20 protein-coding genes are annotated in these 23,912 nt (G+C 70.7%); 15 read left to right on the top strand and 5 right to left on the bottom strand.

The features are described 5' to 3' along the window. The first annotated feature begins 772 nt into the window (after positions 1 to 772). On the top strand, positions 773 to 2,968 hold the full coding sequence (locus ACFUNE_RS11525; RefSeq protein ID WP_383565216.1) for a discoidin domain-containing protein: 2,196 nt from the start codon (positions 773 to 775) through the stop codon (positions 2,966 to 2,968). Between the two features lie 267 nt (positions 2,969 to 3,235). Further along, the gene (locus tag ACFUNE_RS11520) at positions 3,236 to 4,327 is read left to right on the top strand and encodes a DUF1996 domain-containing protein (protein WP_383565214.1); all 1,092 of its coding nucleotides are present in this window, start codon (positions 3,236 to 3,238) and stop codon (positions 4,325 to 4,327) included. A gap of 221 nt (positions 4,328 to 4,548) precedes the next feature. Here the strand turns inward: ACFUNE_RS11520 and ACFUNE_RS11515 are convergent, their stop codons facing one another. Both ACFUNE_RS11515 and ACFUNE_RS11510 read right to left on the bottom strand, forming a co-directional pair. Continuing rightward, entirely contained in the window at positions 4,549 to 5,463 is a 915-nt protein-coding gene (locus ACFUNE_RS11515; protein WP_383565212.1) for an aldo/keto reductase, read from the bottom strand. A 189-nt stretch (positions 5,464 to 5,652) separates the two neighbouring features. Further along, positions 5,653 to 6,441: a GntR family transcriptional regulator gene (locus ACFUNE_RS11510; RefSeq protein WP_383565210.1), complete on the bottom strand. Its 789-nt coding sequence runs from the start codon at positions 6,439 to 6,441 to the stop codon at positions 5,653 to 5,655. Between the two features lie 503 nt (positions 6,442 to 6,944). On the opposite strand from ACFUNE_RS11510, the gene ACFUNE_RS11505 reads away from it, so the two are divergent. The 5 genes from ACFUNE_RS11505 (at position 6,945) to ilvD (ending at position 13,241) form a co-directional block, all read left to right on the top strand. Continuing rightward, on the top strand, positions 6,945 to 8,102 hold the full coding sequence (locus ACFUNE_RS11505) for an SIS domain-containing protein (RefSeq protein ID WP_383565208.1): 1,158 nt from the start codon (positions 6,945 to 6,947) through the stop codon (positions 8,100 to 8,102). A 58-nt stretch (positions 8,103 to 8,160) separates the two neighbouring features. Then, positions 8,161 to 9,168, top strand: coding sequence for an N-acetylglucosamine kinase (locus ACFUNE_RS11500; protein ID WP_383565206.1), 1,008 nt, complete (start codon positions 8,161 to 8,163; stop codon positions 9,166 to 9,168). Positions 9,169 to 9,276: 108 nt separating this feature from the next. Next, complete coding sequence (locus ACFUNE_RS11495; RefSeq protein ID WP_383565204.1) at positions 9,277 to 10,638, top strand: hypothetical protein; 1,362 nt, start codon at positions 9,277 to 9,279, stop codon at positions 10,636 to 10,638. A gap of 26 nt (positions 10,639 to 10,664) precedes the next feature. Beyond that, positions 10,665 to 11,513: a fumarylacetoacetate hydrolase family protein gene (locus tag ACFUNE_RS11490; protein ID WP_383565201.1), complete on the top strand. Its 849-nt coding sequence runs from the start codon at positions 10,665 to 10,667 to the stop codon at positions 11,511 to 11,513. An 81-nt stretch (positions 11,514 to 11,594) separates the two neighbouring features. Further along, positions 11,595 to 13,241, top strand: coding sequence for a dihydroxy-acid dehydratase (gene ilvD, locus ACFUNE_RS11485; protein WP_383565199.1), 1,647 nt, complete (start codon positions 11,595 to 11,597; stop codon positions 13,239 to 13,241). Positions 13,242 to 13,354: 113 nt separating this feature from the next. Here the strand turns inward: ilvD and ACFUNE_RS11480 are convergent, their stop codons facing one another. Both ACFUNE_RS11480 and ACFUNE_RS11475 read right to left on the bottom strand, forming a co-directional pair. Beyond that, positions 13,355 to 14,557: a saccharopine dehydrogenase family protein gene (locus ACFUNE_RS11480; protein WP_383565197.1), complete on the bottom strand. Its 1,203-nt coding sequence runs from the start codon at positions 14,555 to 14,557 to the stop codon at positions 13,355 to 13,357. Positions 14,558 to 14,620: 63 nt separating this feature from the next. After that, positions 14,621 to 15,616, bottom strand: coding sequence for a hypothetical protein (locus ACFUNE_RS11475; RefSeq protein ID WP_383565195.1), 996 nt, complete (start codon positions 15,614 to 15,616; stop codon positions 14,621 to 14,623). A 251-nt stretch (positions 15,617 to 15,867) separates the two neighbouring features. Here ACFUNE_RS11475 and ACFUNE_RS11470 point away from each other — a divergent pair, with 251 nt between their 5' ends. After that, positions 15,868 to 16,497, top strand: a complete 630-nt coding sequence (locus ACFUNE_RS11470) for a hypothetical protein (RefSeq protein WP_383565193.1) — start codon at positions 15,868 to 15,870, stop codon at positions 16,495 to 16,497. A 128-nt stretch (positions 16,498 to 16,625) separates the two neighbouring features. Beyond that, positions 16,626 to 17,381, top strand: coding sequence for a DeoR/GlpR family DNA-binding transcription regulator (locus ACFUNE_RS11465; protein ID WP_383565191.1), 756 nt, complete (start codon positions 16,626 to 16,628; stop codon positions 17,379 to 17,381). A gap of 42 nt (positions 17,382 to 17,423) precedes the next feature. Here the strand turns inward: ACFUNE_RS11465 and ACFUNE_RS11460 are convergent, their stop codons facing one another. Further along, positions 17,424 to 17,750, bottom strand: coding sequence for a hypothetical protein (locus ACFUNE_RS11460; protein ID WP_383565189.1), 327 nt, complete (start codon positions 17,748 to 17,750; stop codon positions 17,424 to 17,426). A gap of 197 nt (positions 17,751 to 17,947) precedes the next feature. Here ACFUNE_RS11460 and ACFUNE_RS11455 point away from each other — a divergent pair, with 197 nt between their 5' ends. The 6 genes from ACFUNE_RS11455 (at position 17,948) to ACFUNE_RS11430 (ending at position 23,909) form a co-directional block, all read left to right on the top strand. Then, a complete protein-coding gene (locus ACFUNE_RS11455) occupies positions 17,948 to 19,252 on the top strand; it encodes an ABC transporter substrate-binding protein (protein ID WP_383565187.1) in 1,305 nt (434 codons plus the stop codon). Between the two features lie 29 nt (positions 19,253 to 19,281). After that, a complete protein-coding gene (locus ACFUNE_RS11450) occupies positions 19,282 to 20,235 on the top strand; it encodes a carbohydrate ABC transporter permease (RefSeq protein ID WP_383565185.1) in 954 nt (317 codons plus the stop codon). Between the two features lie 42 nt (positions 20,236 to 20,277). Next, the gene (locus ACFUNE_RS11445) at positions 20,278 to 21,150 is read left to right on the top strand and encodes a carbohydrate ABC transporter permease (protein ID WP_383565183.1); all 873 of its coding nucleotides are present in this window, start codon (positions 20,278 to 20,280) and stop codon (positions 21,148 to 21,150) included. Beyond that, positions 21,150 to 22,205: a D-2-hydroxyacid dehydrogenase gene (locus ACFUNE_RS11440; protein ID WP_383565181.1), complete on the top strand. Its 1,056-nt coding sequence runs from the start codon at positions 21,150 to 21,152 to the stop codon at positions 22,203 to 22,205. The genes ACFUNE_RS11445 and ACFUNE_RS11440 overlap by 1 nt, the downstream gene beginning before the upstream one ends. After that, on the top strand, positions 22,195 to 22,968 hold the full coding sequence (locus tag ACFUNE_RS11435; protein WP_383565179.1) for a DeoR/GlpR family DNA-binding transcription regulator: 774 nt from the start codon (positions 22,195 to 22,197) through the stop codon (positions 22,966 to 22,968). The genes ACFUNE_RS11440 and ACFUNE_RS11435 overlap by 11 nt, the downstream gene beginning before the upstream one ends. Positions 22,969 to 23,054: 86 nt before the next feature. After that, positions 23,055 to 23,909, top strand: coding sequence for a class II fructose-bisphosphate aldolase (locus tag ACFUNE_RS11430; RefSeq protein WP_383565177.1), 855 nt, complete (start codon positions 23,055 to 23,057; stop codon positions 23,907 to 23,909). Positions 23,910 to 23,912 lie beyond the last annotated feature (3 nt).

Genomic DNA, 23,912 nt, shown 5'->3' with positions numbered 1-23,912 from the left:
CCCGCCGGTCGTCGGCGGACGGGGTGCGTCCTGTCGGGCCGGGCAGGGAGCACGGCAGTCCCTGTGTCGCTCTCGTCCAGCGGGAAGACATAGGGGCCTGCGACGTTGAGCGCGCCGCCCAGTGCCATTCCGCGGCGTTGCCGGCGAGAACCTGGGCGGCTTCATCGGTCGCGACCGGCTGGAGCGGCGTGGCCGGAAGGCGCGCAACGTCCGCGTCCGTCGTCCCAGTCATCAGGCGGGCTGGGTGGCGTTCCGGGCTGCCTCGGAGTCCCGGACGTCGTAGTCACGCCGGGCCTGTCTGCCGTGCCTCTGCTGCCGGGCCATTCATGGCCTCGGAATCACGCCATCCCCGGAACGCGTGCCGGCGGGGGAGGGGCTCAGTGGCGCCGCGAGCCCAGGTTCGCCAGTGCTGCGCATCCGGCCGCAGGGACGTTACCTGTGCCGCCTCGCCGGCGGGCAGCCCTTCGGCCGAGGGGTGGCTCGCCGGTTGGTCGTGCGTCAGGGCAGGCGAGATCAGGGAGCCTGGAACTGCTCGATGATCTGAATGGGCGCTGCGGCTTGGAGTGACGGGCACCTCTGTGATCCTCCGGCCTGGAGTGACGAGCGCCTCTGTGATCCTCCGGCCCCCTGTCAGGTGAGAGGGATGCCGGCGCCCCTTAACTCAAGGCAAAAGAAAAGCCGTGTCACGACTATTGACCGCGCCTCGGAGGGGCGGGCATGGTTCCGGAGAGCGCTCTCCCATGCGCTCTCTCGCTTCGAGGAGATCCTCCATATGTCTCTGTTCGGTATGTCTCTGGCGACCTCGCCGCCGGTCCGCGGCCGTGTGAAGCGCGGTCTCGCGGGCGCCGTCGTCGGCGCGCTGGCCGCCACGCTCCTGGTGGTGGTTCCTGCGGCCACCGCGCAGGCGGCCCCTGTGTTGCTTTCGCAGGGCAAGACCGTCACGGCTTCGAGTCAGGAGCACTACGGGACCCCGGCGGCCGACGCGGTCGACGGGAATCTCGGAACCCGCTGGTCGAGCGCGGCGTCCGACGGGCAGTGGCTGCAGGTGGACCTGGGCAGCTCCGCCTCGCTCAGCCAGGTGGTGCTTCGCTGGGAGGGGGCGTACGCCAAGGCTTACCGCATCGAACTGTCGACGGATGGCACCAACTGGTCGACGGCCTACTCGACCGCGACCGGCGCGGGCGGCACCGAGACCCTCGCGATATCCGGCACGGCCAGGTACGTGCGTATGCAGGGTGTGACGAGAGCGACCGGATACGGCTACTCGCTCTGGGAGTTCCAGGTGTACGGCGGTGGGGGCGACGGCGGTCCGGCCCTCCCCGGTGGCGGTGATCTCGGCCCCAACGTGCACGTCATCGATCCTTCGACCCCGAACATCCAGGGCAAGTTGGACCAGGTGTTCCAGGAGCAGGAGTCGGCCCAGTTCGGTTCCGGCCGGCACGCCTTCCTCTTGAAGCCCGGCACGTACAACAACCTCAACGCGCAGATCGGCTTCTACACCCAGATCGCCGGTCTCGGGCTGCGCCCGGGCGACACCACGATCAACGGTGACGTGACCGTCGACGCGGGCTGGTTCAACGGAAACGCCACCCAGAACTTCTGGCGCGGTGCGGAGGGTCTGACCCTCAACCCGGCCAACGGCACGAACCGGTGGGCGGTCTCGCAGGCCTCCTCCTTCCGCCGCATGCACGTCAAGGGCGGTCTCAATCTGGCGCCGAACGGCTATGGCTGGGCCAGCGGCGGGTACATCGCAGACTCGAAGATCGACGGTCAGATAGGCAACTACTCCCAGCAGCAGTGGTACACCCGGGACAGCTCCATCGGCAGCTGGTCCAACAGCGTCTGGAACCAGACCTTCTCCGGCGTCGAAGGCGCTCCGGCAACCTCGTTCCCCGAGCCCCGCTACACCACGCTCGACACGACGCCGATATCGCGCGAGAAGCCGTACCTCTACCTGGACGGCAACGAGTACAAGGTCTTCACCCCCGCCAAACGGACCAACGCCCGCGGCGCGAGCTGGGCCGGCGGCACCCCGCAGGGCGAGTCCATTCCGCTCAGCCAGTTCTACGTGGTCAAGCCGGGCGCCACTGCCGCCACGATCAACCAGGCGCTGGCCCAAGGCCTGCACCTGTTGTTCACCCCGGGCGTCTACCACGTCGACCAGACCATCAACGTGAACCGCGCGAACACCGTCGTGCTCGGTCTCGGTCTCGCCACGATCATCCCGGACAACGGAGTCACCGCGATGAAGGTGGCCGACGTCGACGGGGTGAAGCTCGCCGGCTTCCTGATCGACGCCGGACCGGTCAACTCCCCGACTCTGTTGGAGATCGGGCCGCAGGGCGCCGGAGCGGACCACGCCGCCAACCCCACCACCGTCCAGGACGTCTACATCCGCGTCGGCGGCGCCGGCGCGGGCAAGGCCACCACCAGCGTGGTCGTGAACAGTGACGACGCGATCATCGATCACACCTGGGTGTGGCGCGCCGACCACGGCGAGGGCGTGGGCTGGGAGACCAACCGCGCCGACTACGGCGTCCGGGTCAATGGAGACGACGTGCTCGCCACCGGCCTGTTCGTCGAGCACTTCAACAAGTACGACGTCGAGTGGTACGGCGAGCGGGGCAAGACGATCTTCTACCAGAACGAGAAGGCGTACGACGCACCCAGCCAGGCCGCCATCCAGAACGGAGCCACCAAGGGCTACGCCGCCTACCGCGTCGACGACTCGGTGAACACCCACGAGGCGTGGGGCCTCGGCAGCTACTGCAACTACAACGTGGACCCGGCCATCGTGCAGGACCACGGCTTCAAGGCGCCCGTCAAGCCCGGGGTGAAGTTCCACAGCCTCCTGGTGGTGTCCCTCGGCGGAATGGGCCACTACAACCACGTCATCAACAACACCGGGGCGTCCACCATCCCGGCCGGAACCTCGACCGTGCCGTCCACGGTGGTCTCCTTCCCCTGACACGTCTGTCGCGCGCGTGCCGGCCCGGCCGTTCGGTTCCACGCACCTGGTGTCAGCCGCCACCGCGCGGTACGTGCAGCTCCAGCTCACCGCACGCGGCACCGGCTGGGGCTACTCGCTCCACAGTTCGGCGTCCGCAGAGCCGGACCCCCATGACGGGTGGCGGGGCTCGCCGCTCGGCCCCGCCACCCCGGTACCACCGCACGACACCAGTCGCGTGGCGTGTCCGCGTTCACGCGAAACCATCCGCAAGGGCAGGAGATCCCCTTGAGATCGAGTCCGAAACGACTCCCCGCACTCCTCCTCGGCACAGCCCTCATCGCCAGTGCCCTCGGCATCGGAACCATCGCATCCGCCGCCGGCACGGACAGCGGAACCTCGTCCGCCGTCGTCGCGGCCAACGCTCACAGCGGACACGTCATGGCCGCGTCCACCCAGGCCTCGAGCGACGACGCCGACGGAGACGGCTACATCCCGGCCGTACCCCAGGTCACCGGTGTGACACCGTCCACCGCCACCCCGCCCCCGGCCTACCACCACGAGTTCCAGGCCGGCTGCGCCGTCACCCACACCGCGACGGACGACCCGATCGTCTACCCGGGCCAGTTCGGCAAGTCCCATGACCACACGTTCATGGGCAACACCTCCACCAACGCCGCCAGCACCACCGGTTCGCTCTACGGAGGGAACACCACCTGCAAGGCGCCCGCAGACGCCTCGGCGTACTGGATGCCCTCGCTGTACAAGGGTGACCAGAAGATCCTGCCCGTCGGCCCGCAGGTCATCTACTACAAGGCCGGCGTCACCGACTACCGCAGCGTCCGTCCCTTCCCCAAGGGGCTGCGGTTCGTCGTCGGCAACCCGATGCAGAGCGCCCAGGAGTTCCGCAGCCACAAGGGCTTCGTCGAGGGCTGGGAATGCGGTGACAGCTTCTTCAACACCGACATCCCGGCAAGCTGTCCGAGCCGGCCCGACGTGCAGCTCAACCTGCGCATGCAGGCGCCCAGTTGCTGGGACGGCAAGTACCTCGACACCCCCGACCACCAGAGCCACATGTCCTACACGGTGGTCAAGCCCGGCACCAACGACAACATGTGCCCGGCCTCCCACCCGGTCGCCCTGCCGATGATCGAGTTCAAGATGGCGTGGCCGGTCAACGGCGACATGTCCCAGGTCCGCCTCGCCAGTGGTCGCGGCTACTCCTTCCACTACGACTTCTTCAACGCGTGGGAGGAGCGCACCCTCAAGGCCCTGGTCGACCACTGCATCGTCGGTGGCCTCCAGTGCGACACAAGGGGCTTCGACCTGTACCGCCCCGAACGCGGCACCGTGCTGAACGAGGACCACCGTCTGCCCTGACCGGCCGTCGGATCCGCCGAAGCCTGGCCGCCCCCTGCTCAGCAGGGGGCGGCCAGGCCATCGATGCGACTGCATGAGCACGGGCGGTTCCGCGGGCTCGGCGAAGGTCCGTCGCGCCATGTTCAGCCCTGCGTACATGCGACAAGCTCGTCGGCCAGCTGGACCCGTGCTGCGGGGAGGCACCCGGTCCGGGTGCCTCCCCGCAGCACGGGGTGCGATGTTCAGCCGTGTGTGATGGGGTCGATCTCGCCCCAGGCGAGTCCTGTGCCGCGGTCGAGACTGCGGATGTATTCCATGTCGGCGTCGTCGATGCGGAACGAGAAGATGTCCAGGTTCTGGCGGATGCGGTCGGGCTTGGTGCTCTTGGGCAGTACGGGATAGCCGTTCTGCACGCCCCAGCCGAGGAGGAACTGCGCCTCGCTCACCCCGTAATCCTCCGCGAGCTTCTTGAACGGGGAGTCGGCCTGCTCGCCCTCGACGCGCATGTGCCGGGTCTTGCCGTTGATGTGGCCGGACGCGGTGCGCCAGGTGGAGAGCGGTGCCAGACTGCTGTACGCGATCGGGACGATGCCTTTCTGCTTCAGGTAGGCCACCAGTTCAGGCTTCTGGGACCAGGGGTGCAACTCGATCTGGTTGGCGTGCGGCACAGGAAGACCGGTCTCGATGAGCTCATCGATGTGGGAGGCGTTGAAGTTGGACACCCCGATCGCCCGTGCCTTACCGCTCCTGTACGCCTCGGCCAAGGCCGCCCACTGCTCCAGCCGTTGTTCGCGTCCGAATGTGGCGTGGATGAGGTAGAGGTCGACCTGGTCCACGCCGAGCCGGTTCAGACTCTCGTCGAGGGAGCGCAGGGTCTCCGCGCCGGTCTTGTCGCGGCCCTGCGCCTGCGGCCACAGCTTGGTGGTGATGAACACGTCGCCGCGCTCGATGCCTGCCTGATGCAGGCCGCGGCGCAGTCCTTCGCCGACGCCGCGCTCATTGGCGTAGAGCTCGGCGGTGTCGATGTGCCGGTAACCGGCCGCGAGGGCGTTCTCGGTGGCGGTGCCGGTCTCGTCGTCGGGGATGAGGAAGGTGCCGAAGCCGACGAGGGGTATCTTCACCCCGGAAGTCAGTTCGCGCTCGTGCTGGGTGGTCATGTTCGGCTCCCTGCCGGTGTTGCGTGGTGCTGATCGTCCATCATGCGTTAGGCGTCAACAGCCCGCGCTCCGGGCCGACTTCGGCGTCGAAAACGCAGTCGGGGTCGTCGAGGACGTCCTCGACGTAGGCGCGTACTGGCGCAGGGGCGCAGGTGAGGCCCGCGTTCTTGAGGAACGGGGAGCCGAAGGTCAGTCGGTGATCGATGCCCGGAACCGATAGCGGTCCCCCCGGTAGATCGCGACCGTCAGTTCCAGGGGTCTGGCGTCCTGGTTGTATGCAAGTTGGGTGGCCACCAGTACGGGGGTGACGTCGGAGATCTCCAGCAACTGGCGCTCCTCGGAGTTCGGTTGGCGGGCCTCGACCGAGTAGTCGGCGACGCGGGGGAACTGGCCCGGGCTCGACGCGCGGAGCGTGGCGTACAGCGAAGCACTGCCGAAGTCCGTCTCGGACAGGAGAGGGCACAGCACCAGGGGCAGTCTGTTGTGCTCGACGACGACGACCAGGTCGTCCAGGTAGCGCAGACGTCGCATCTCGAAGAGGGCGGCGCCAGGAGCGATGCGGAGTTCCTCGGCCTCCTCGACGGAGGCAGGGCGTACGCCGGATTCCAGGACCCGGGTGCGGACGGACAGGCCGTGGCGCAGTGCGTAGTCGGCGAAGCCCTGCACGGAGCGGCCGACCGGTGCGGCCGCCGGAGCCTCGGCCTCGGCCTTGCGCGAGGCTCCGGCGACCGTCAGGAACCAGCCTCGGGCCGGCGACGACTCGATCACCCCGCGGGTCGCCAGCTCTCCCAGCGCCGAACGCATGGTGACGCGTGAGACGTCGTAGCGGGAGGCCAGGACGCGTTCCGACGGGAGCCGGTCGCCGCCCCGGGCGCCGGCGGTGGTGATGTCGTCCAGCAGGCGGGCGGCGATCCGGGCGTACAGCGGGAGTGCGTCGGCGTCGAGAAGGCCACGAGGGAGCGGCGACTCAGTAGGCATACCAGTAACATACCAGATCTCCATCATTGACCACCAGTATTAAGACCAGTAGGGTCGCCGATAGTCCGCTTGAAGCGCTCAACCTGCCTGGGTGTACACAGAATCGGAGACGGTATGGCCAGTCCGTGGGGCCAACTGGTACGAGACCAATCGTGCCGGGCGGTGTCTGCCCTGGTTTCACCCGTCGGCGCACTGCCGTCTGAAAGGGCGATGTGTGAGGCGGACGGGTGCGGCGAAGGTGACGCGGGCGAGCGGAACGCGGACCGACGCCACAGCTGCAGCCACCGCATCCGTTCCTCCCGGGCCGACCCCGAGAACGCGGTGGCACAGTCCACGCTCTTCAACGACCTCGACGCCGGCGGCAGTCCCGCTGCCGCTCCTCTCCGTCCGCCTGCCCGAACGGCACCGGCGGTTCCGCGTGGCCGGACTCGCGCCGCCGCACGTGAGCCGACCGTCGACCTGGTTCGTGACCGGTTCCAGCACCCTCTGATCAAGGAGTCCGAGTGACCGCCCCCCTCAGCCCAGCCCCCGTCACCGTTCCCGGTGCGGAACACACCCAGCGGGAGATCGCCCAGCAGCCCGAACTATGGCGGCGGGTCGACCGGATCGTCGCCGAGGACAGGCCGCGACTCGACGCGTTCCTCTCCCCGTTGCTGGCCGATCCCCGGCTGCGCGTCGTCCTGACGGGCGCAGGCACTTCCGCCTACGCGGGCGAGATCCTGCGCGCGACCCTGGCGGCGCGTACCGGACGGCGGGTGGACGCGGTCGCGACGACCGACATCGTCGCCGACCCGCACGGGTGTTTCGAGGACGATCTGCCCACCCTCCTGGTCTCCTTCGCCCGGTCCGGCAACAGTCCGGAGAGCACTGCGGCCGCGGAGCATGCCACCGCGCTGCTCAGCAGGTGCGCCCATCTGGTGGTGACCTGCAACGCCGACGGCGCTCTGGCCCACGCGCACCGCGACCGGCCCGACTCGCACGTGCTGCTGACGCCTCCCGAGGCGGAGGACCAGGGGTTCGCGATGACCTCCAGCCTCACCTGCATGCTCCTGTCCGTTCTGCTCGCCTTCGGGCAGCAGCCCGTGGGCGGCGTGGACTCGCTCGCCACCGCCGCGCAGGCCGTGATCGGCGGAGAACTCGGCGCCCGTGTCGACGCCTTCGCCGCCGGTGCGGCGGAGCGGGTCGTCTACCTGGGCAGCGGCGCGCTCAAGGCACTCGCAGGCGAGTCGGCTCTCAAACTCCTGGAGCTGACCGGCGGCGCGGTGGTCTCCTGGGCGGACTCCTCACTCGGGTTCCGGCACGGCCCGAAGGCGTTCCTCACCGACCGCACCTCGGTTGTGGTGTACGTGTCCAACGACCCGTACACCCGCCGGTACGACTTGGACATCCTCGCCGAGATGCGGGCCGCCCTGCCCGGCGGGCGGGTGGCCGCCGTGACGGGACGGTCCGACGGGCTGCCCGCCGACGACCTCACATGGCTGATGCCGGAGATGGCCGAAGCCGACGACGCGGCGCTCGCGCTGCCCGCCGTGGTGTGCGCGCAGCGCATCGCCCTGCGTGCTTCCCTGGACCGCGGGATCCGCCCTGACAACCCCTTCCCCGACGGAGAGGTCAACCGCGTGGTGCAAGGCGTCACCGTCCACCCCCTGCAAAGCCGCTGACGCCCGACGGGCGCGGGCTGCGTCCCGTCCCGGACGGGCCCCAGAGAGGAGGGACAGCATGGTCCCCGCACAGGACGCCGTGTTCCTCGGTGTGGACGGCGGCGGCACCAAGACCGCGTTCTGCCTGGTCGACGGCTCCGGCACGGTGCGCGCCAGAGCCATCGGGCCGGGCACCTCGCCGTCCGACGAGCCCGGCGCCGACGGGTCGTACGGCACTCTCCCGGTGCTCGCCGACGGCGTGGCCCAGGTCTGCGCCGACGCCGGTATCGAAGTGTCAGGTCTCGCCCGTGCCTTCTTCGGGCTGCCCGCGCACGGGGAGTCGCCCGGTCTCACGGCGGCCCTCGACGCGCTGCCGAGCCGACTGCTGGGACACGACCGTCACGACGTCGCCAACGACATGGTCTGCGCCTGGGCCGGCTCGCTCGGTCTGGCCGACGGCATCAACGTCATCAGCGGTACCGGATCGATGGCCTACGGCGAGCGCGCGGGGGTCACGGCTCGGACCGGCGGCTGGGGCGAGCTGTTCGGTGACGAGGGTTCCGCCCACTGGATCGCCGTACAGGGGCTCAACGCCTTCACCCGCATGAGCGACGGACGGCTCGCCCCCGGCCCGCTGGGCGACGTCCTGCGACGCCGTCTCGGGCTCGGCACCGACCTGGACGTCGTGGGCCGGGTGCTGTACGGCGGGCTCGGCCGGGACGGGGTCGCGGCCCTCAGCCGCCGCGTCACCGAGGCCGCGGACCTGGGCGACACCGAGGCCGGGGCCATCCTCGCCCGTGCCGGGCGCGAACTCGCCCACCTCGCCGATGCCGCTCGGCAACACCTCGGCTTCTCGACGACGGAGCGCGTCCCCGTCTCGTACTCGGGCGGTGTCTTCGGCGCCCGGCCTGTGGCAGACGCCTTCCGCGCCGAACTGCACCGCCGTGAAGCGCACTTCGACGTACGCCCTCCGCTGTTCACGCCCGTCCTCGGCGCAGCCCTCCACGCGGCCCACCGGGCCGGCACGCCTCTGGACGAGGTGGCGCGCAGAGCGCTCGCGGCCCAGGACCGACCTCCGACGCGGTAGCGCGGGGCCGACCGCCTCGACGTGGAACACCCACCCGTCAGGCACCACCGCGCCTCCACCCCACCACCTCCGTACGGGCCCGGGCCCGTACGCCGAAAGGAACCCCTGATGTCCGACACCCGCGTGCTTGTCCTGATCGGCGCGGGCAGCGCCGTGTTCACCCGCGGTCTGCTCGCCGATCTGATCACCGCGGACGACCTCGGGTCCTGGGAGATCCGCCTGGTCGACGTCAACGAGGAGGCGCTCGGCGTGGCCGCGCGTCTCGCCGGCCGGATGGTGGAGGCGCGGGACGCCGGGAGCCGGATCACCGTCCGCGCCTCGACCGACCGGCGCACGGAACTGCCCGGCGCCGACTACGTGGTGACCTGCGTCGGCGTCGGCGGGCGCCCCGCCTGGCAGCGGGACCACGAGATCTGCCAGGCGCACGGCGTCTACCAGCCGGTCGGCGATTCGGTGATGCCCGGCGGCATCTCCCGACTGCTGCGCACCGTCCCGGTGATGGTCGACGTCGCCCGTGACATCGCCGACCTCGCCCCCGACGCCTTCTTCTTCAACTACAGCAACCCGATGACGGCCAACGTGCAGGCGATGACCCGTTACGCGGGAGCCCGGCCGGTGGGCCTGTGCCACGGGATGCACCACGTGCAGAGGGAACTGGCCGCGTTCGCGGGGCTGCCGTTCGAGGAGACCTCGACCCTCTATGCCGGCATCAACCACCTCACCTTCATCTACGACTTCCGACACAACGGCCGGGACGCCTGGCCGGGCGTGCGGGCCCGGATGGAGCGCGAGCTGGCCGAAGCCGCCGACCCGGCGGACATCGGCGCGATCTGGGAGAACGGCAAGGCCTGGCACAACCCGTTCTCCTGGGAGATCTTCCGCCGCTACGGCGCGTATCCGGCCGCCAACGACCGGCATGTGGTGGAGTTCTTCCCCGAGCGCTGGACACACGGCGACTACTACGGCAAGAAGCTCGGCGTCGACGCGTTCTCCGTCCCGGAGATCCTCCAGTGGGGCGAGGGCCGCTACCAGGGGATGCGCGCCCAGGCCGAGGACACCGCGCCGCTGGACGCCGCGTCCTTCGAGAACTCGACCGGCGAGCAGGAGCAGCTCATCGCGATCATCCGGTCGATCACCTTCGACCGTCGTCAGATGTTCTCCGTCAACGTGCCCAACCGCGGCTCGGTGCCGGGACTGCCCGACGAAGCAGCCCTGGAGATCCCGGCAGTGGCCACCGCTCGCGGGCTGCGCCCCGTGTCGGTCCCCGATCTCTCGGCGCCCCTCACCGCGATCCTGGCCCGCCGGCTGACCTCGGTGGAGCTGGCTACGGAGGCCGCCATGGCGGGGGACCGTGACCTGGTGGTCGAGGCGATGATCGCTGACGGCGCGGTCACCGTCCCGGACGCTGCGGCCGCCCTCACCGACGCCCTGCTGGACGCGCAGCGGCCTTTCCTCCCTCGGTTCGCCTGACCCGCCCGTTCCCCCTTGGAGACCACGTGAAGATCAGCCGCATCCGCCACCAGGGCCGCGTGTTCGCCGCCCGGGTCGCAGGCGACACCGTCCACCCCCTCGTCGCTGAGGAGGACCGTTTCATGGCCGACGCCGTCCGCGACCTGATCGCCGACGGCACCGCACACGACGCACTGTCCGCCTCCGCACCCGGTGTCCCGCTGGCCGAGGTCGAGGTGCTCAGCCCGCTCGCCGCACCCCAGAAGATCGTGTGCATCGGCCTCAACTACGCCGACCACATCCGCGAGACCGGCCTGGACACCCCGAAGGTCCCGCTCGCGTTCGTGAAGACCGCCCACTGCCTCACCGGGCCGACCTCAGACGTCCATGTGCCGCGGGGGGCCACCGAGCAGCTCGACTGGGAGGCCGAACTCGCCGTCGTCATCGGACGGACGGCCCGGCATGTCGACGCGGACCGGGCCTTGGAACACGTCTTCGGGTACACCGTCGCCAACGACGTGTCCGCCCGCGACGCCCAGTTCTCGGACGTGCAGTGGTTCCGCGGCAAGAACTTCGACGACTTCTGCCCGCTCGGGCCGTGGATCGTCACCGCCGACGAGATCGCCGACCCGCAGGACCTGGCGATTTCCGCCAAGGTCAACGGCGCCACCGTGCAGGACAGCTCCACCAAGGAGATGATCTTCGGCGTCGCCGAGACCGTCGCCTACCTTTCCCGGTACATGACCCTTCACCCCGGCGACGTCATCGCCACCGGCACCCCGCACGGCGTCGGCATGGGCCGCACCCCGCAGCTGTGGCTGGCCGACGGCGATGTCGTGGAGGTCGAGGTGGAGAACGTAGGCCGGCTGCGGAACACCGTGCGCCTCACCGACTGACCACGCCAGGTGCCCTGTCCTGGCTCCGGACGCGGCACCGTCCCCGCCGTACTCGTACCAGCCCCCGTAGGAGAACCCGCGATGAACATCGCCGACGATCCCGACCGCGCACCGGCCCGCTCGCACCTGTACGCGATGGGCCTGAGCGACGACGACATGCGTAAGCCCACCGTGGGCATCGCGTCCACCTGGACGGGCACGATGCCCTGCAACCTCACCCACCGCGATCTCGCCCGGCATGTGGCCACCGGGGTGCGCAGGGCCGGCGGCACCCCGATGGAGTTCAACTCCATCGCGGTGTCCGACAACCTCACGATGGGCACGCCGGGCATGCGCGCCTCGCTGGTCAGCCGGGAGGTCATCGCGGACTCCATCGAGCTGATGGGCCGGGCCCACGCGTTCGACGCCCTGGTCTGCATCGTCGGCTGCGACAAGACCGTACCGGCCGCCATGATGGCGATGGCCCGGCTGGATGTCCCCGCCGTGCTCCTCTACAGCGGCAGCATGATGCCGGGCCGCTGGCGCGACCGCGACGTGACCGTCCAGGACATGTGGGAGGCCCTCGGCGAGCGCGCCGTCGGCCGGCTCGGCCAGGACGAGGTGGACGACCTGGCCCGGCACGCCTGCCCGGGGGCAGGCACCTGCGCGGCCCAGTACACCGCCAACACGATGGGCACGGTCGCCGACTTCATGGGCCTGGCACCCTTCGGCGTCGGCGACATCCCGGCGGTCGCCGAGGAGAAGCAGGCCGCCGCGGAGCGGGTCGGAGAGATCGCCCTCGACGCCCTCGCCCGGGGTGTCCGTCCGTCGCAGATTCTGACGGCGGACGCCCTCCACAACGCCATCGTGTCCGTCGCCGCGATGGGCGGTTCCACCAACGCCGTGCTGCACCTGCTGGCGGTCGCCCGCGAGGCGGGCCTCGACCTGGCCATCGACGAGATCGGCGCCGTCTGCCGCCAGGTCCCCATCATCACCGGCCTCAAGCCCGGCGGCCCGTACACCGCGGTCGACCTGTGGCGGGCCGGTGGCACCTCGCTGGTGGCCTCACGACTGCGGGACGCCGGGCTGCTGCGCGAGGCGGTGACCCTGGTCGACGGCCGCTCCTTCGCCGATGTCGCCGCCGACGCCCAAGAGGCGCCGGGCCAGCAGGTGGTGGCGAGCGTCGCCGAGCCCGTGAAGCCGGCGGGCGCGCTCGCCGTGCTGCGCGGATCGCTCGCGCCCGACGGCTGCGTGCTCAAGCTGGGCGGCCGTCCCGACTTCCGGCGGGAGGGCCCGGCGCGTGTCTTCGACTCCGAGGAGGAGTGCTTCGAGGCCATCCAGGACGGCCAGGTGCGGGCCGGTGACGTGGTGATCGTCCGCTACGAGGGTCCGGCCGGGGGCCCCGGCATGCGCGAGATGCTGTCCATCACCGGGGCGCTGGTGGGCCAAGGGCTCGGCGACTCGGTAGCGCTCGTGACCGACGGCCGCTTCAGCGGCGTCTCGCACGGCCTGGTCATCGGCCACGTCGCGCCCGAGGCCTACCAGGGCGGGCCGATCGCACTGGTCCATGACGGCGACACAGTGGCCCTCGACTCGGCCGCCCAGACGCTCGACCTGCTCGTGGAGGACGCGGAGCTGGAGCGCCGACGAGCCGCCTGGAACCGTCCGGAGCGGCTTGCGGAGCGGGGCGTGTTCAGCAAGTACGTGGCCACGGTGGGCTCGGCCTCGGACGGAGCGGTCACCGTCTGACCGCAGGCACGCGACGGTGTACGAGAGACAGCCCAGGCGACGCGCCTGGGCTGTCTCTCGTACACCGTGCGACCGCGGCCCGCCCCGGATCGTCCCGGTGCGGGCCGCACCGCTCACTGCTCGCGCATTCCCCACGGGGAGCCGTAGTCGCCCAGCAGGTCCAGGAAAGGCTTGGCGGGCAGCGCCTCGGGGCCGAGGACGCCGGCACCCTCCCAGGCGCCGCCGGCCAGCAGTTCCAGGGCGACCACGGGGTTCAGCGCCGTTTGCCAGACCACGGCCTGGGAGCCGTACTCGGCCATCGACCAGGCGTTGTCGACCACGTGGTAGAGGTAGACCTCACGGGCCACGCCGCCGTGCGTCCCCTTCACCCAGGTCCCCGCGCAGGTCTTTCCGCGCATCCGGTCGCCGAGCTGCGCCGGGTCCGGCAGACAGGCCGCGACGACGTCACGCGGGGAGACCTCGGCCGTACCGACCCGGACCTTCTCCGTGCGGTCGAGGCCGAGCTTGTGCAGGGTCCGGAGCACCTCGATGAATTCCTGGCCCAGGCCGTACTTGAAGGTGACCCGCTCCGCCTCCACCCAGCGGGGGATGAGCAGTACCTCCTCGTGCTCGACGTTGACGCACTCCACCTCGCCGATGCCCTCGGGGAAGTCGAAGACCTCGGGCTCGGAGAACGGCGGCGTGGTGAACCAGCCGCGCTCCCGCTCCCAGACCACCGGAGGGTTGAGGCACTCCTCGATCGTGGTCCAGATGGAGAAGGAGGGCGCGAAGTCGTAGCCGTCGACGGTCAGATCGGCGCCGTCGCGCACCCCGATCTCCTCGATGGTGTCGAAGAGATGGTCGGCGGCGTAGCGGGCGAAGACGTCCGAGAGGCCGGGCTCGACCCCCATCCCGACCAGGGCGAGCTTCCCCGCCCGCTCCCACTCCCCGGCCATCGCGAACTGTTCGTCGCCGAGCTTGACGCCGGTACGGGCGTAGGGGGCCGCCTGGTGCGGCCGGGAAAGGGACATCGCCATGTCGAGGTAGTGCGCGCCCTGGGCCAGGGCCGCGCGGAACAGCGGCATAACGAACCTGGGGTCCGTCGCGTTCAGAAGGATGTCGCAGCGGTGTTCGGTGAGCAGCGACCGTACGGCGGACTCGTCGGAGGCGTCGACGCCGGCAGCGGTGAATCGCGGGTCGCCGGTCGACTCGGCGGCGGCGCGGGCGCGTTCGGGCACGTAGTCGGCGATCACACAGTGCTCGAAGAAGGGGCGGCGGGCGGCGATCCGGGCCGCGGCGGTACCGACGCCTCCGGCGCCGACGAGGAGTATCCGCATGGGAGAGACCTGTTCTCTAGGGGAGAGGAAGGAGGACAAACAGAGGGAGAGGGCCTTGGGCCCTCATCGCCGGTGCACCGGCGCGGTGCCGCCCGGGTCCCGGCGGACCGTGCTGACCAGGGTTCGGCAGACGAGTTCCGTTCCCGGCCCGAGGTCGGACAGGTGCCACAGGTCGCCGCCGCGGCGGACGACGAGGTCGGTGCGGCGGGGGTCGTGCCGGACCAGGGTTGCCGCCAGAGCGGTCACGGCGCCGGTGCCGGGCAGCCGGAGGCTACGGGGCGGGTCTCCGGCACCGGGGTGTACGGCGACCAGTCCGACGCCCCTGCCCCACAGGAACACCAGGGGACCGCGGGGGCCGTGCACGGCGGTGGCCCGTTCGGCGCCCGGCAGGTCGGAGACCTCACCGTGAGGGCTCGTCCACCGGCTGCGGACGGGGGACACGGTCAGGACGCCGGGGCGTACGGCGTCGTGTGCGCAGACGAGCACCACCTCGCGGGGTGCCGGGTCGTGAGGGGCGGTGGGAGTGGGCGGTCCGGCGGGTGACCAGGCCAGGTCCGGATAGCCGGCCGGATCCGCCCGGTACAGCTCAGGACCGGCATCGGGCTCGGTTGGCGACACCGTCCGCGCCGTGGTCCACAGCGCGCCGTCGGCGGTCTCGGCGACCGTGAGGCCCGGGCCGGGGCGCCCCGGCGGGGGCGCCTCCGCGGTGAACGCGGCTTCCGGGCTCCAGCGCAGCCGGTGCGCGGTGCGCCCGGAACGGGCCATGACCTCCAGATGGTCGGGTCCGTTGCGGCTCTGGAGGACGCGTACGTCGTCGTAGCGGTCGCCTGCGGCGAAGTGCAGACCGCCGCTCCAGGCGCCGGGCGGCGGCGCGTTCTCAGGCGTCCCGGCGCCCTCGGGGTCGGTGTTGTGCCACAGCACCCACAGACCGTCGTCCTTGTCGCACAGGACCAGTTCGAGGTTGCCGCGGGCGCCGTAGCGGCCCTGGGTGAGTCCCACGCCGCCGTGCGAGGGAGGTGGAGGTGCGCTGATGAGGGAGGAGGAAGGGGCAACTGCCATGAGAAGGCGTCCTTCGCGGCCGGCCGCTGGAACTGGTGGCGCGGGCGCCTGGCCGGCTGACCGCCGGCGCCACGACCGCACACTCGCACACCCTGGAATGCGCGTCAATGAGCACAGTCAGTCAAAAACGCGCAACCAGGCTTGCGCGCGACGATCAGAAAGCCAAGACTGGGCGCCCGGGGGTGCCCCTCGACGGAGCGGCAGCGATCACGCCCCTGGACGCCCAGCGCCCGCGACGGAAAGCACGTGCCATGCCCGACACCCGCGATTCCCCCCGCACCGCCCCCGACGCGGACGCCCCGCCGTCCCGTCGCCCGGCACACCTGCTGGTCGTGGGAGCAACCGGCGCGCTTCTCCCCGCCGTCCGCGCGGCGACCGCCCTGGGCGACACGGTCACGGCGCTGGCGAGGACCGCCACCGCCCTGCGGGACCTGGAGCGCCGCACGGGCGGCCGGTCCCGTCCGCTTCCCCGCGACTACCGGGCCCCGGGGCTGCGGGAGGATCTGGCGCGGGCCTCCCGGGAGATCCCGTTCACGGGTGCCCTCCTCTACTGTCCGCTCGCCACCCCGTCGACGGTGCGCGCGCTGACCGCCGCCGTGCCGCCGGACCGGCCCGTCGTCCTCCTGCTGACCAGCGCACACGCCGCACCGGACAGCGGGGCGGCGGACGGCCTCCCGTGGAGCCCGGCGCGCCTGCCGCCCGCTGCGCGGCCGACTCCCGGGTGCCGCCTCCTCGTCCTCGGGTGGCGGACGGAACCGGACGGCGCCCGGTGGCACACCCCCGAGGAGATCTCCGGAGCCGCCCTGCGCGTCCTTGACGCGGCCCCCGCCGGTGACGCCGTGCTGGGATGCGTACGCCCCTGGTCGTCGCGGCCGCGGTGAGCGGCGCCCGCACCTCCTGTCGCGTGCGCCCCGGGCAGGCAGGGGAGTGCGCCCGCGTACAGTCTTTCCGACAGCGGACGACCGAGCCGTACACGCCACGGCCTGGGAACGAGGGACGAGGGAACCGCATGCTGGGCGCCGAACGCCGCAACAAGCTGCTGGACATGGTGGGCAAGGCGGGCGTGGCGCACGTGGGTCTGCTGGCCGAGCAGCTGAGTGTCAGCCCGTCCACCATCCGCCGCGACCTGTCCCACCTCCAGGAGCAGGGGCTGCTGAACCGCACCCACGGCGGGGCCGTCGCCCAGCCCGCCGGCGAGGAGCCCGACCGCCCGGCGCGTACCGACGTGGCGTCGTGGGAGAAGCGGCAGTTGGCCGAGGAGGCCGTGCACCACCTGCAGCCGGGCGCGACGGTCCTGATCACCGGCGGCACCACCACGGCGGCCCTCGCCCCGTTGCTGGGCGGGGTGAAGGAGTTGACCGTGGTCACCAACTCGCTGCACCTGGCGTGTGAACTCGCGCACCACGAGACGGTCACGACGGTCGTGCTCGGCGGCTATCTTCGGCACCGCGAGATGTCACTGCTGGGGCATCTGACCCGCCAGGCGCTGGAGGAACTGCACATCGACGAGGCGTACGTCGGCGCCTACGGCATCAACGCCGCCGGGATCAGCGGCGCGCACGTGGACGAGGCCGAGACGGACCGCTGGCTGCTGTCGCGGGTGCAGCGGGTGACGGTGCTGGTCGACGGCTCCAAGTTCGGCCGCTCGGGGCCGGTGCGTGTGGCCTCGGCCGCGCGCATCCACCGGGTGATCACCGACGGTTCGGCGCCCGAGGCCGAGGTCGCGGCGCTGATCGCCGCCGGGGTGGACGTGGTCCGGGTCTGAGCCGCGGGCCCGTCCGGCCAGGTCAGGTCTGCCCCGCCCGCCTCAGGTGACGGACGGGAGCCGCCCCGTACTCCACTCCACCCACACCCCGTCGGCCGCCACCTCCCACTCCTGTGCCAGCACTCGGCCCGCTGCCCGCAGCACGGCGTCCGTCGCGGCCGCCGGGCACGCGGAGCCGTGCACGACGGCGAGCGGCCAGGACGTGACCGGTGCCTGCCCGGTCACCGTGACGACGGCCGGGCTCAGCACCGCCACGACCCCGGAGCAGGGCAGCCCCAGTTCCGCCGAGACCGCGCGGCACACGGCCGTCAGCCGTGCCGTGTCCCGTTCGGCCCCTGCACTGGGGGCGGTGACCTGGATGACCGGCATGCCGTACCTCGTATCTCTCGCTGGGCCGGGGGATGCGCAGACGCTAAGCGGCATGCGGGACAGCGTCAAGGGAAAATGAGCAAAAGAAAGCATGACTTGCTTGTTATTGACTGCTCTTGGTGAGGGGGATAGAAAGCAGTCATCACCGGCTGTCGGCGAGGCCGGAATCCCGCCCTTGACACCTGGAGGAATGCGGCATGTCTGTCACCAGGCGCGCGCTGCTCGGCGCATCGGTAGCCGGAGTGGGCGCCGTCGGATTCGCGCGTCGCTCGGGCTTCGCGCCCTCCAACATCGGAAGCGGCGGCCCGGAAACCCTGACCTTCGCGCTGTGGGGGACCGAGACGGAGACCGCGGTCTTCCAGTCGCTGGCACGGACCTACGAACAGCGCAACCGGGGCATTCGGGTGCACATCAAGGTCGAGCCGTACCAGCAGATGTACACCAACATGGACGCCCTGCTCGCCGGCGGCCGCGCCCCCGACCTGTTCCGCTGCGACTACGCCAACCTCGGCATGTACAGCGCGAGCGACCAACTCCTCGATTTGTCGCCTTACTTCAGCGAGAAGGAACGCGAGGAGTTCCTGCCCGCCCTGTGGAAGGCGATCTGCTACCAGGGCCGTCCGTACGCCGTCCCGCACCAGACGGACACCACCGCCGTCCTCTACCGCAAGGACATGTTCGCGAAGGCGGGCATCACAGAGGTGCCCCGTCGGCTCGAAGACGCGTGGACGTGGGCGGAGTTCGGAGAGATCTGCGCAAGACTGAGCAAAAAGCTCGATCACGTCTACCCGTTCACCTACGGCTGGCAGCAGGCGGGCGCGTTCCGCTGGCTGACCTGGCTGTGGGAGGCGGGCGGCCATCTCCTCGCCCCCGACCTGAGCGCCCCAGCCCTGGAGTCGGCCGCAGGGCTGCGCGCCATGCGATTCACCCAGGACTTCTTTCGCCAGGGGTGGGTACCGCCCAACAGCTCGGTGAAGACGTCCTCGTACCCTGATTCGCTCTTCAACGCCGGGACCACGGCGATGGCCTTCGCCGGTGACTTCCTGCTCCCGCAGATCGCCGCGGGCGGCCTGGACCCGGAAACCTACGGCGTCACCTACCAGCCGCGCGACCGGGCGGCCGCCACCGACCTCGGAGGCAACGCCATCGTGGCCACGCATACCACCGAGAAGCCCGAACTGGCGGCCGACTTCCTCAAGTTCATGGTCAGCGAGGAGAGCATGCGGCGCTTCTGCGAGGCGTGCGTAGCCCTCCCCACCCGGCAGAACCTGCTTCGGAGCCGCCTCGACTACACGGTGCGCCCCGACCTCATGCCTGTCTTCGCGGACCAGGCCACCACTCTCACTCCGGCAATGACCGCCGAGGTCGCCGCACCCTACTTCGGGCGGATCAACGCCGCGTTGCAGGACGAGCTGGAAGCCGCGTTCGTGAGCGGCCAGTCGGCCGAGGCGAGCCTCCAGAACATCGCAGATGTCGCCCGCGCGGCCATCGCCGCCCGGTGAACTCCTCTTCCTCCCGCCACGGAGCTGCCATGGCCACCGTCACCACCCCCGCCCGCACCTCGTCGCCGACCAGGAACACCGCTCCTCCGCCGGGCCGACCGCCCAGGTCCACCGCCCGGATACGCGAGAACGTCGCCGCCTGGACGATGCTCGCCCCCAATCTGACCCTGGTCACCGTCTTCCTGCTCGTGCCATTGGTCATGGCCCTCGTGCTGAGCTTCCAGTACAGCACCGGGCTGGCGTCGCCCACCTGGGCCGGCCTCGCCAACTACCGCCAGCTCGCCGGGGACCCGGTCTTCTGGCGGACCGTGCTGAACACCGCGGTGTTCTGCGTGGCGACCGTGCCGGTCGAGATGGCGATGGGCCTCGGCATGGCCTTGCTCTTCAACTCGGTGATGCCGGCACGGCCGATGTGGCGCACCCTCGTGTATCTCCCGATGGTCATCTCCGGTGTCGCCACAGCCCTGATCGGCACCCTGATGTTCGACGAGAACATCGGTCTGCTGAACAAGCTGCTCGGCACGGTGGGCATCGTCGGGCTGCCGTGGCAGACCGACGGAGCCGCAGCGATGGGCTCGGTGGTCCTGATCACGCTGTGGATGCGGGTCGGGTTCAACATGGTCATCTACCTGGCCGGGCTCCAGGGCATCTCGCCCGAACTCTACGAAGCGGCGCGGGTGGAAGGCGCGAACTACCGGCAGCAGTTGCGGAACATCACCGTGCCCATGCTCGGCCCCTCCACGTTCTTCCTGCTGATCATGAACGTCATCTACTCGTTCCAGGTCTTCGACACCGTCTTCGTGATGACGCTGGGCGGCCCGGGACACTCCACGGACGTCATGATCACCTACGCCTACCGCAACGGTTTCGAAGGGCGCCAACAGGGCTACGCGGCGGCGATCGGCATCGTCCTCTACCTCCTGGTCATGCTCTTCACCGCCCTCCAGTGGCGCTTCAGCCGCAACCGGGACACGGTCGGCTGACCTCTCCCCTTCCCTCCCTCCGCCCCGTCCCGAAGGACCCCGATGTCCACGATCTCTGCGAATCCGCCTGGGCCGGACACCCGCCGCCCGGCCCATCACGTACGCGCCAGGCGCCTGAAGTTCCTGCGGGTCGCGGCGGCGGCCCTGGCCGGACTGGGCATGGCGCTCCCCCTCTACTGGATGCTGCTGACCGCCTTCTCGCCCCTGTCCGACCTGCACACCACGAGCCTGCACTGGTGGCCGAGCCGCCTCACCCTGGAGAACTTCCGCACCGTCTTCGACTTCCCGGTGTGGACCTGGGCCATGAACTCCACCGTGATCACGTGCTGCGTGGTCGCGGTCACCGTCGCGGTCAACCTGCTGGCGGGCTACGTCTTCGCCAAGATGCGCTTCCGGGGCAGCAGCCTGGTCTTCCTCCTCCTGCTGAGCACCATGACCGTGCCTGTTCAGGTCCTGATGGTGCCGCAGTTCAAACTGGTCAGCGGCATGCACCTGTTCGGCAGCTTCTGGGCCGTCATCCTGCCCGCCTCCTCCACGGCCTTCGGCATCTTCCTCGCCCGCCAGTTCATGCTGGGCATCCCCGACGAGATCCTCGAAGCCGCCCGCATGGACGGCGCCGGCCAGATCCGCACCTTCGTGACCGTGGTGCTGCCGCTGTGCAAGCCGCTGATCGCCGTGCTGTCGCTGCTGACCTTCCTCTACCAGTGGAACGACTTCGCCTGGCCGCTGACCGTCCTGAAGGACACCCGCCTGTACACGCTCTCCGTCGGCATGCAGTTCGTGAACGGCGAGTACACCGCGAACTACGGCGCGATCATGGCGCTCGCCCTGCTGTCCGTCCTGCCCATGGTCGTCATCTTCCTGTGCTTCCAGAAGTACTTCGTCCAGGGCTTCGCCCGATCGGGAATCAAGTAATGACCTTCTCCCACGACACCGTCACCGACGCTGCCGGCACCACCGGCCCCGTCCACTACCTCAGCACTCTCTCCCTCTCCGACGCCTGGCTCGACCGCCTCCGACAGCGCCACCCCCGAGTGGAGATCACACAGATCACCGCTGAGAAGGCCTCCGACGTCCCTGACGAGGTGTGGCGGCGCACCCGCGTCCTGCACACCGGCGCGGTCTTCCCCGACGCCCGGCAGGCACCCGCACTGCAGTGGATCCAGCTGGACACCTCGGGCGCCGACCACCTCAAGGGAACGCCCACCTGGGACCTGCCCGTCCCGATCACGTCCATCGGCGGCATCTCGCCGGTACCGATGGCCGAATACGTGATGATGATGGTCCTCGGCCTCGCGCACCGCCTGCCACGTGCGGTGGCAGTCCAGCAGTCCGGCGTGTGGCCCTCACCGAGCGAGCGGTGGAACACCCTGATGCCGCGCACCCTTCGCGGCGCCACGATCGGAGTCATCGGTTACGGCCGGATCGGCCAGGAGATCGGCCGTCTCGCCCGCGCCCACCACATGACCGTCCTCGGCCTCAAGCGCGGCCGGGCCACCCGCCCGGGTGCCTTCTTCGGCGCAGGCGCGCCCGACGAGGCCGAGGCCGAGGCCGAGATCTACACCCCCGACCAGCTGCACGAATTCCTCGGGCGGTGCGACTACGTGATCGTCACCTGCCCACTCACGGACGAGACCCGCGGCATGATCGACTCCGAAGCGCTGGCCGCCCTCAAGGAGGGCGCGATGTTCGTCAACGTCGCGCGCGGCGGCATCGTCGACGAGGAGGCGCTGCTGCGGGCGCTGCGCTCCGGCCGGGTGGCCGGCGCAGCGCTCGACGTCTTCGACGAGGAGCCGCTCGGCGCCGACAGCCCCTGGTGGACCGAGCCCGGGGTCCTGCTGACCCCGCACGTCGCGGGATTCGCCCCGGACTACGAGGAGCAGGTGCTGCGGCTGGTCGGGGAGAACATCGAGCGGCATCTGACCGGCTCGGACCTGCTCAATCTCGTGGACCGCGGCCGTGGCTACTGACTTCCTCCTCGCCCCCCAGCGCCACCACGCCGTGCTGGACCGGCTGCGCAACCGGGGCGCGGTGAACGTGGTCGAGCTGTCCCGGATGCTGCGCATCAGCCCTTCCACCGTCCGCCGGGACCTGCGCGACTTGGAACTCCAAGGGCTGCTGCGCCGGGTGCACGGCGGCGCCACCGTCCTCGAGGACTCCGTGGAGCCCGACCAGCCGGCACGCGCCGCCGAACAGCCCGAGCAGAAGCGGCGTATCGCGGCCACCGCGCTCTCCCTGATCCGGGACCGCAGCACGATCCTGATCAGCGGAGGGACGACGACCGAGGCCCTGGCCGGCCGGCTCGCCGAACGCGAGGGCCTCACGGTCGTCACCAACGCCCTGCCGATCGCGCAGATCCTCTCCGCGACCTCGTCCATCGACGTGATCGTCCTCGGAGGGGTCCTGCGGCATCGTGAGCAGTCCCTGCTCGGCCACCTGGCGGAGCTGGCCCTCAGCGAGTTGCAGATCGACCAGGCCTTCAGCAGCGCCTACGGCCTGCACGCGGAGGCGGGCCTGACCGGCGCCCACGTCGACGAGGCCCAGACGGACCGGGCCCTGCTGGGAGCCGGTCACGACATCGTGGTCCTCGCCGACGAGTCGAAGCTCGGCCGGCGGGGCCCGGTCCGGCTCGCGCCGCTCGCACGCATCGGCACCCTCGTCACCGACGCTCCGCCCGACCACCCCGTGCCCGCCGCGCTCACGGCCGGCGGCGGCCGGGTGCTGCACGCCTGAAGCGACCGCCACCCGCCACCGGTGTCCCGTCGTCCGGCTCTCCGCCCCGTCCGCCGCCCAGCCATCCCGCGACCGAAGAGACCCCCATGCCCCTGACAGCCACCTCCCACATCATCGACCTGGCGACCCGCTCGCACACGGCGGCCCTGGCCTTCAACGTCATCACGCTGGAGCACGCCCAGGCAATCGCCGCCGCCTGCGAGCGCACCGGCCTGCCCGCCATCCTCGCCGTCAGCCACAACGCCGTGCGCTACCACGGGGACGACCCCGCGGTCATCGTCTCGGCCTGCGCCGCGGTGGCCCGGCGCTGCCGCCTCCCGCTCTCCCTCCACCTCGACCACATCGAGGACCCCGAACTGGCAGCCGAAGCCCCGGAACTGGGCTGCACGTCGGTGATGTTCGACGCCTCCAAGCTCCCGCACGAGGAGAACGTGCGCGTCACCGCCGAGGTGACCGCACGCCTGCACGCCCGGGGCGTATGGGTGGAAGCGGAACTCGGCGAGATCGGCGGCAAGGACGGCGTACACGCCGCGACCGCCCGGACGGACCCGGACGAGGCCGCCGCGTACGTGGCCGCCACCGGCGTGGACGGGCTGGCCGTCGCGGTCGGCAGCTCGCACGCCATGACCACGCGCACCGCCCGGCTCGACCAGGACCTCATCACCCGGCTGCGGGACGCGGTGGACGTCCCCCTCGTCCTGCACGGGTCCTCGGGCGTCCCGGAGACCGAACTCGTCGACGCGGTCCGCAACGGCATGCGGAAGATCAACTTCGGTACGCATCTGAACTCGGCGTTCACGGCGGCCGTACGGGACGCGCTCGCCGCCACCGACCGGGTCGACCCCCGCCGCTACCTGGACGCAGGCCGGGAGGCCGCGACCGAGGCCGCCGCCGCGCAGCTCCGTCTCCTCGGCCCGGTCCGCCCCGTCCCTGCCGCCTGAGCC

Origin of the sequence: Streptomyces sp. NPDC057287, from assembly GCF_042667905.1 — a bacterium.
Classification (GTDB): domain Bacteria; phylum Actinomycetota; class Actinomycetes; order Streptomycetales; family Streptomycetaceae; genus Streptomyces.
The sequence above is the reverse complement of the archived record's forward strand: the minus strand, read 5'-3'. Positions and strand labels throughout refer to the sequence as shown.

Coding starts and splice junctions, on each gene's coding strand:
- ACFUNE_RS11450 (WP_383565185.1), top strand. CDS start 19,282: ATGGCCACCGTCACCACCCCCGCCCGCACCTCGTCGCCGACCAGGAAC.
- ACFUNE_RS11475 (WP_383565195.1), bottom strand. CDS start 15,616: ATGGCAGTTGCCCCTTCCTCCTCCCTCATCAGCGCACCTCCACCTCCC.
- ACFUNE_RS11480 (WP_383565197.1), bottom strand. CDS start 14,557: ATGCGGATACTCCTCGTCGGCGCCGGAGGCGTCGGTACCGCCGCGGCC.
- ACFUNE_RS11500 (WP_383565206.1), top strand. CDS start 8,161: ATGGTCCCCGCACAGGACGCCGTGTTCCTCGGTGTGGACGGCGGCGGC.
- ACFUNE_RS11495 (WP_383565204.1), top strand. CDS start 9,277: ATGTCCGACACCCGCGTGCTTGTCCTGATCGGCGCGGGCAGCGCCGTG.
- ACFUNE_RS11515 (WP_383565212.1), bottom strand. CDS start 5,463: ATGACCACCCAGCACGAGCGCGAACTGACTTCCGGGGTGAAGATACCC.
- ACFUNE_RS11430 (WP_383565177.1), top strand. CDS start 23,055: ATGCCCCTGACAGCCACCTCCCACATCATCGACCTGGCGACCCGCTCG.
- ACFUNE_RS11460 (WP_383565189.1), bottom strand. CDS start 17,750: ATGCCGGTCATCCAGGTCACCGCCCCCAGTGCAGGGGCCGAACGGGAC.
- ACFUNE_RS11465 (WP_383565191.1), top strand. CDS start 16,626: ATGCTGGGCGCCGAACGCCGCAACAAGCTGCTGGACATGGTGGGCAAG.
- ACFUNE_RS11440 (WP_383565181.1), top strand. CDS start 21,150: ATGACCTTCTCCCACGACACCGTCACCGACGCTGCCGGCACCACCGGC.
- ACFUNE_RS11510 (WP_383565210.1), bottom strand. CDS start 6,441: ATGCCTACTGAGTCGCCGCTCCCTCGTGGCCTTCTCGACGCCGACGCA.
- ACFUNE_RS11525 (WP_383565216.1), top strand. CDS start 773: ATGTCTCTGTTCGGTATGTCTCTGGCGACCTCGCCGCCGGTCCGCGGC.
- ACFUNE_RS11470 (WP_383565193.1), top strand. CDS start 15,868: ATGCCCGACACCCGCGATTCCCCCCGCACCGCCCCCGACGCGGACGCC.
- ACFUNE_RS11445 (WP_383565183.1), top strand. CDS start 20,278: ATGTCCACGATCTCTGCGAATCCGCCTGGGCCGGACACCCGCCGCCCG.
- ACFUNE_RS11455 (WP_383565187.1), top strand. CDS start 17,948: ATGTCTGTCACCAGGCGCGCGCTGCTCGGCGCATCGGTAGCCGGAGTG.
- ilvD (WP_383565199.1), top strand. CDS start 11,595: ATGAACATCGCCGACGATCCCGACCGCGCACCGGCCCGCTCGCACCTG.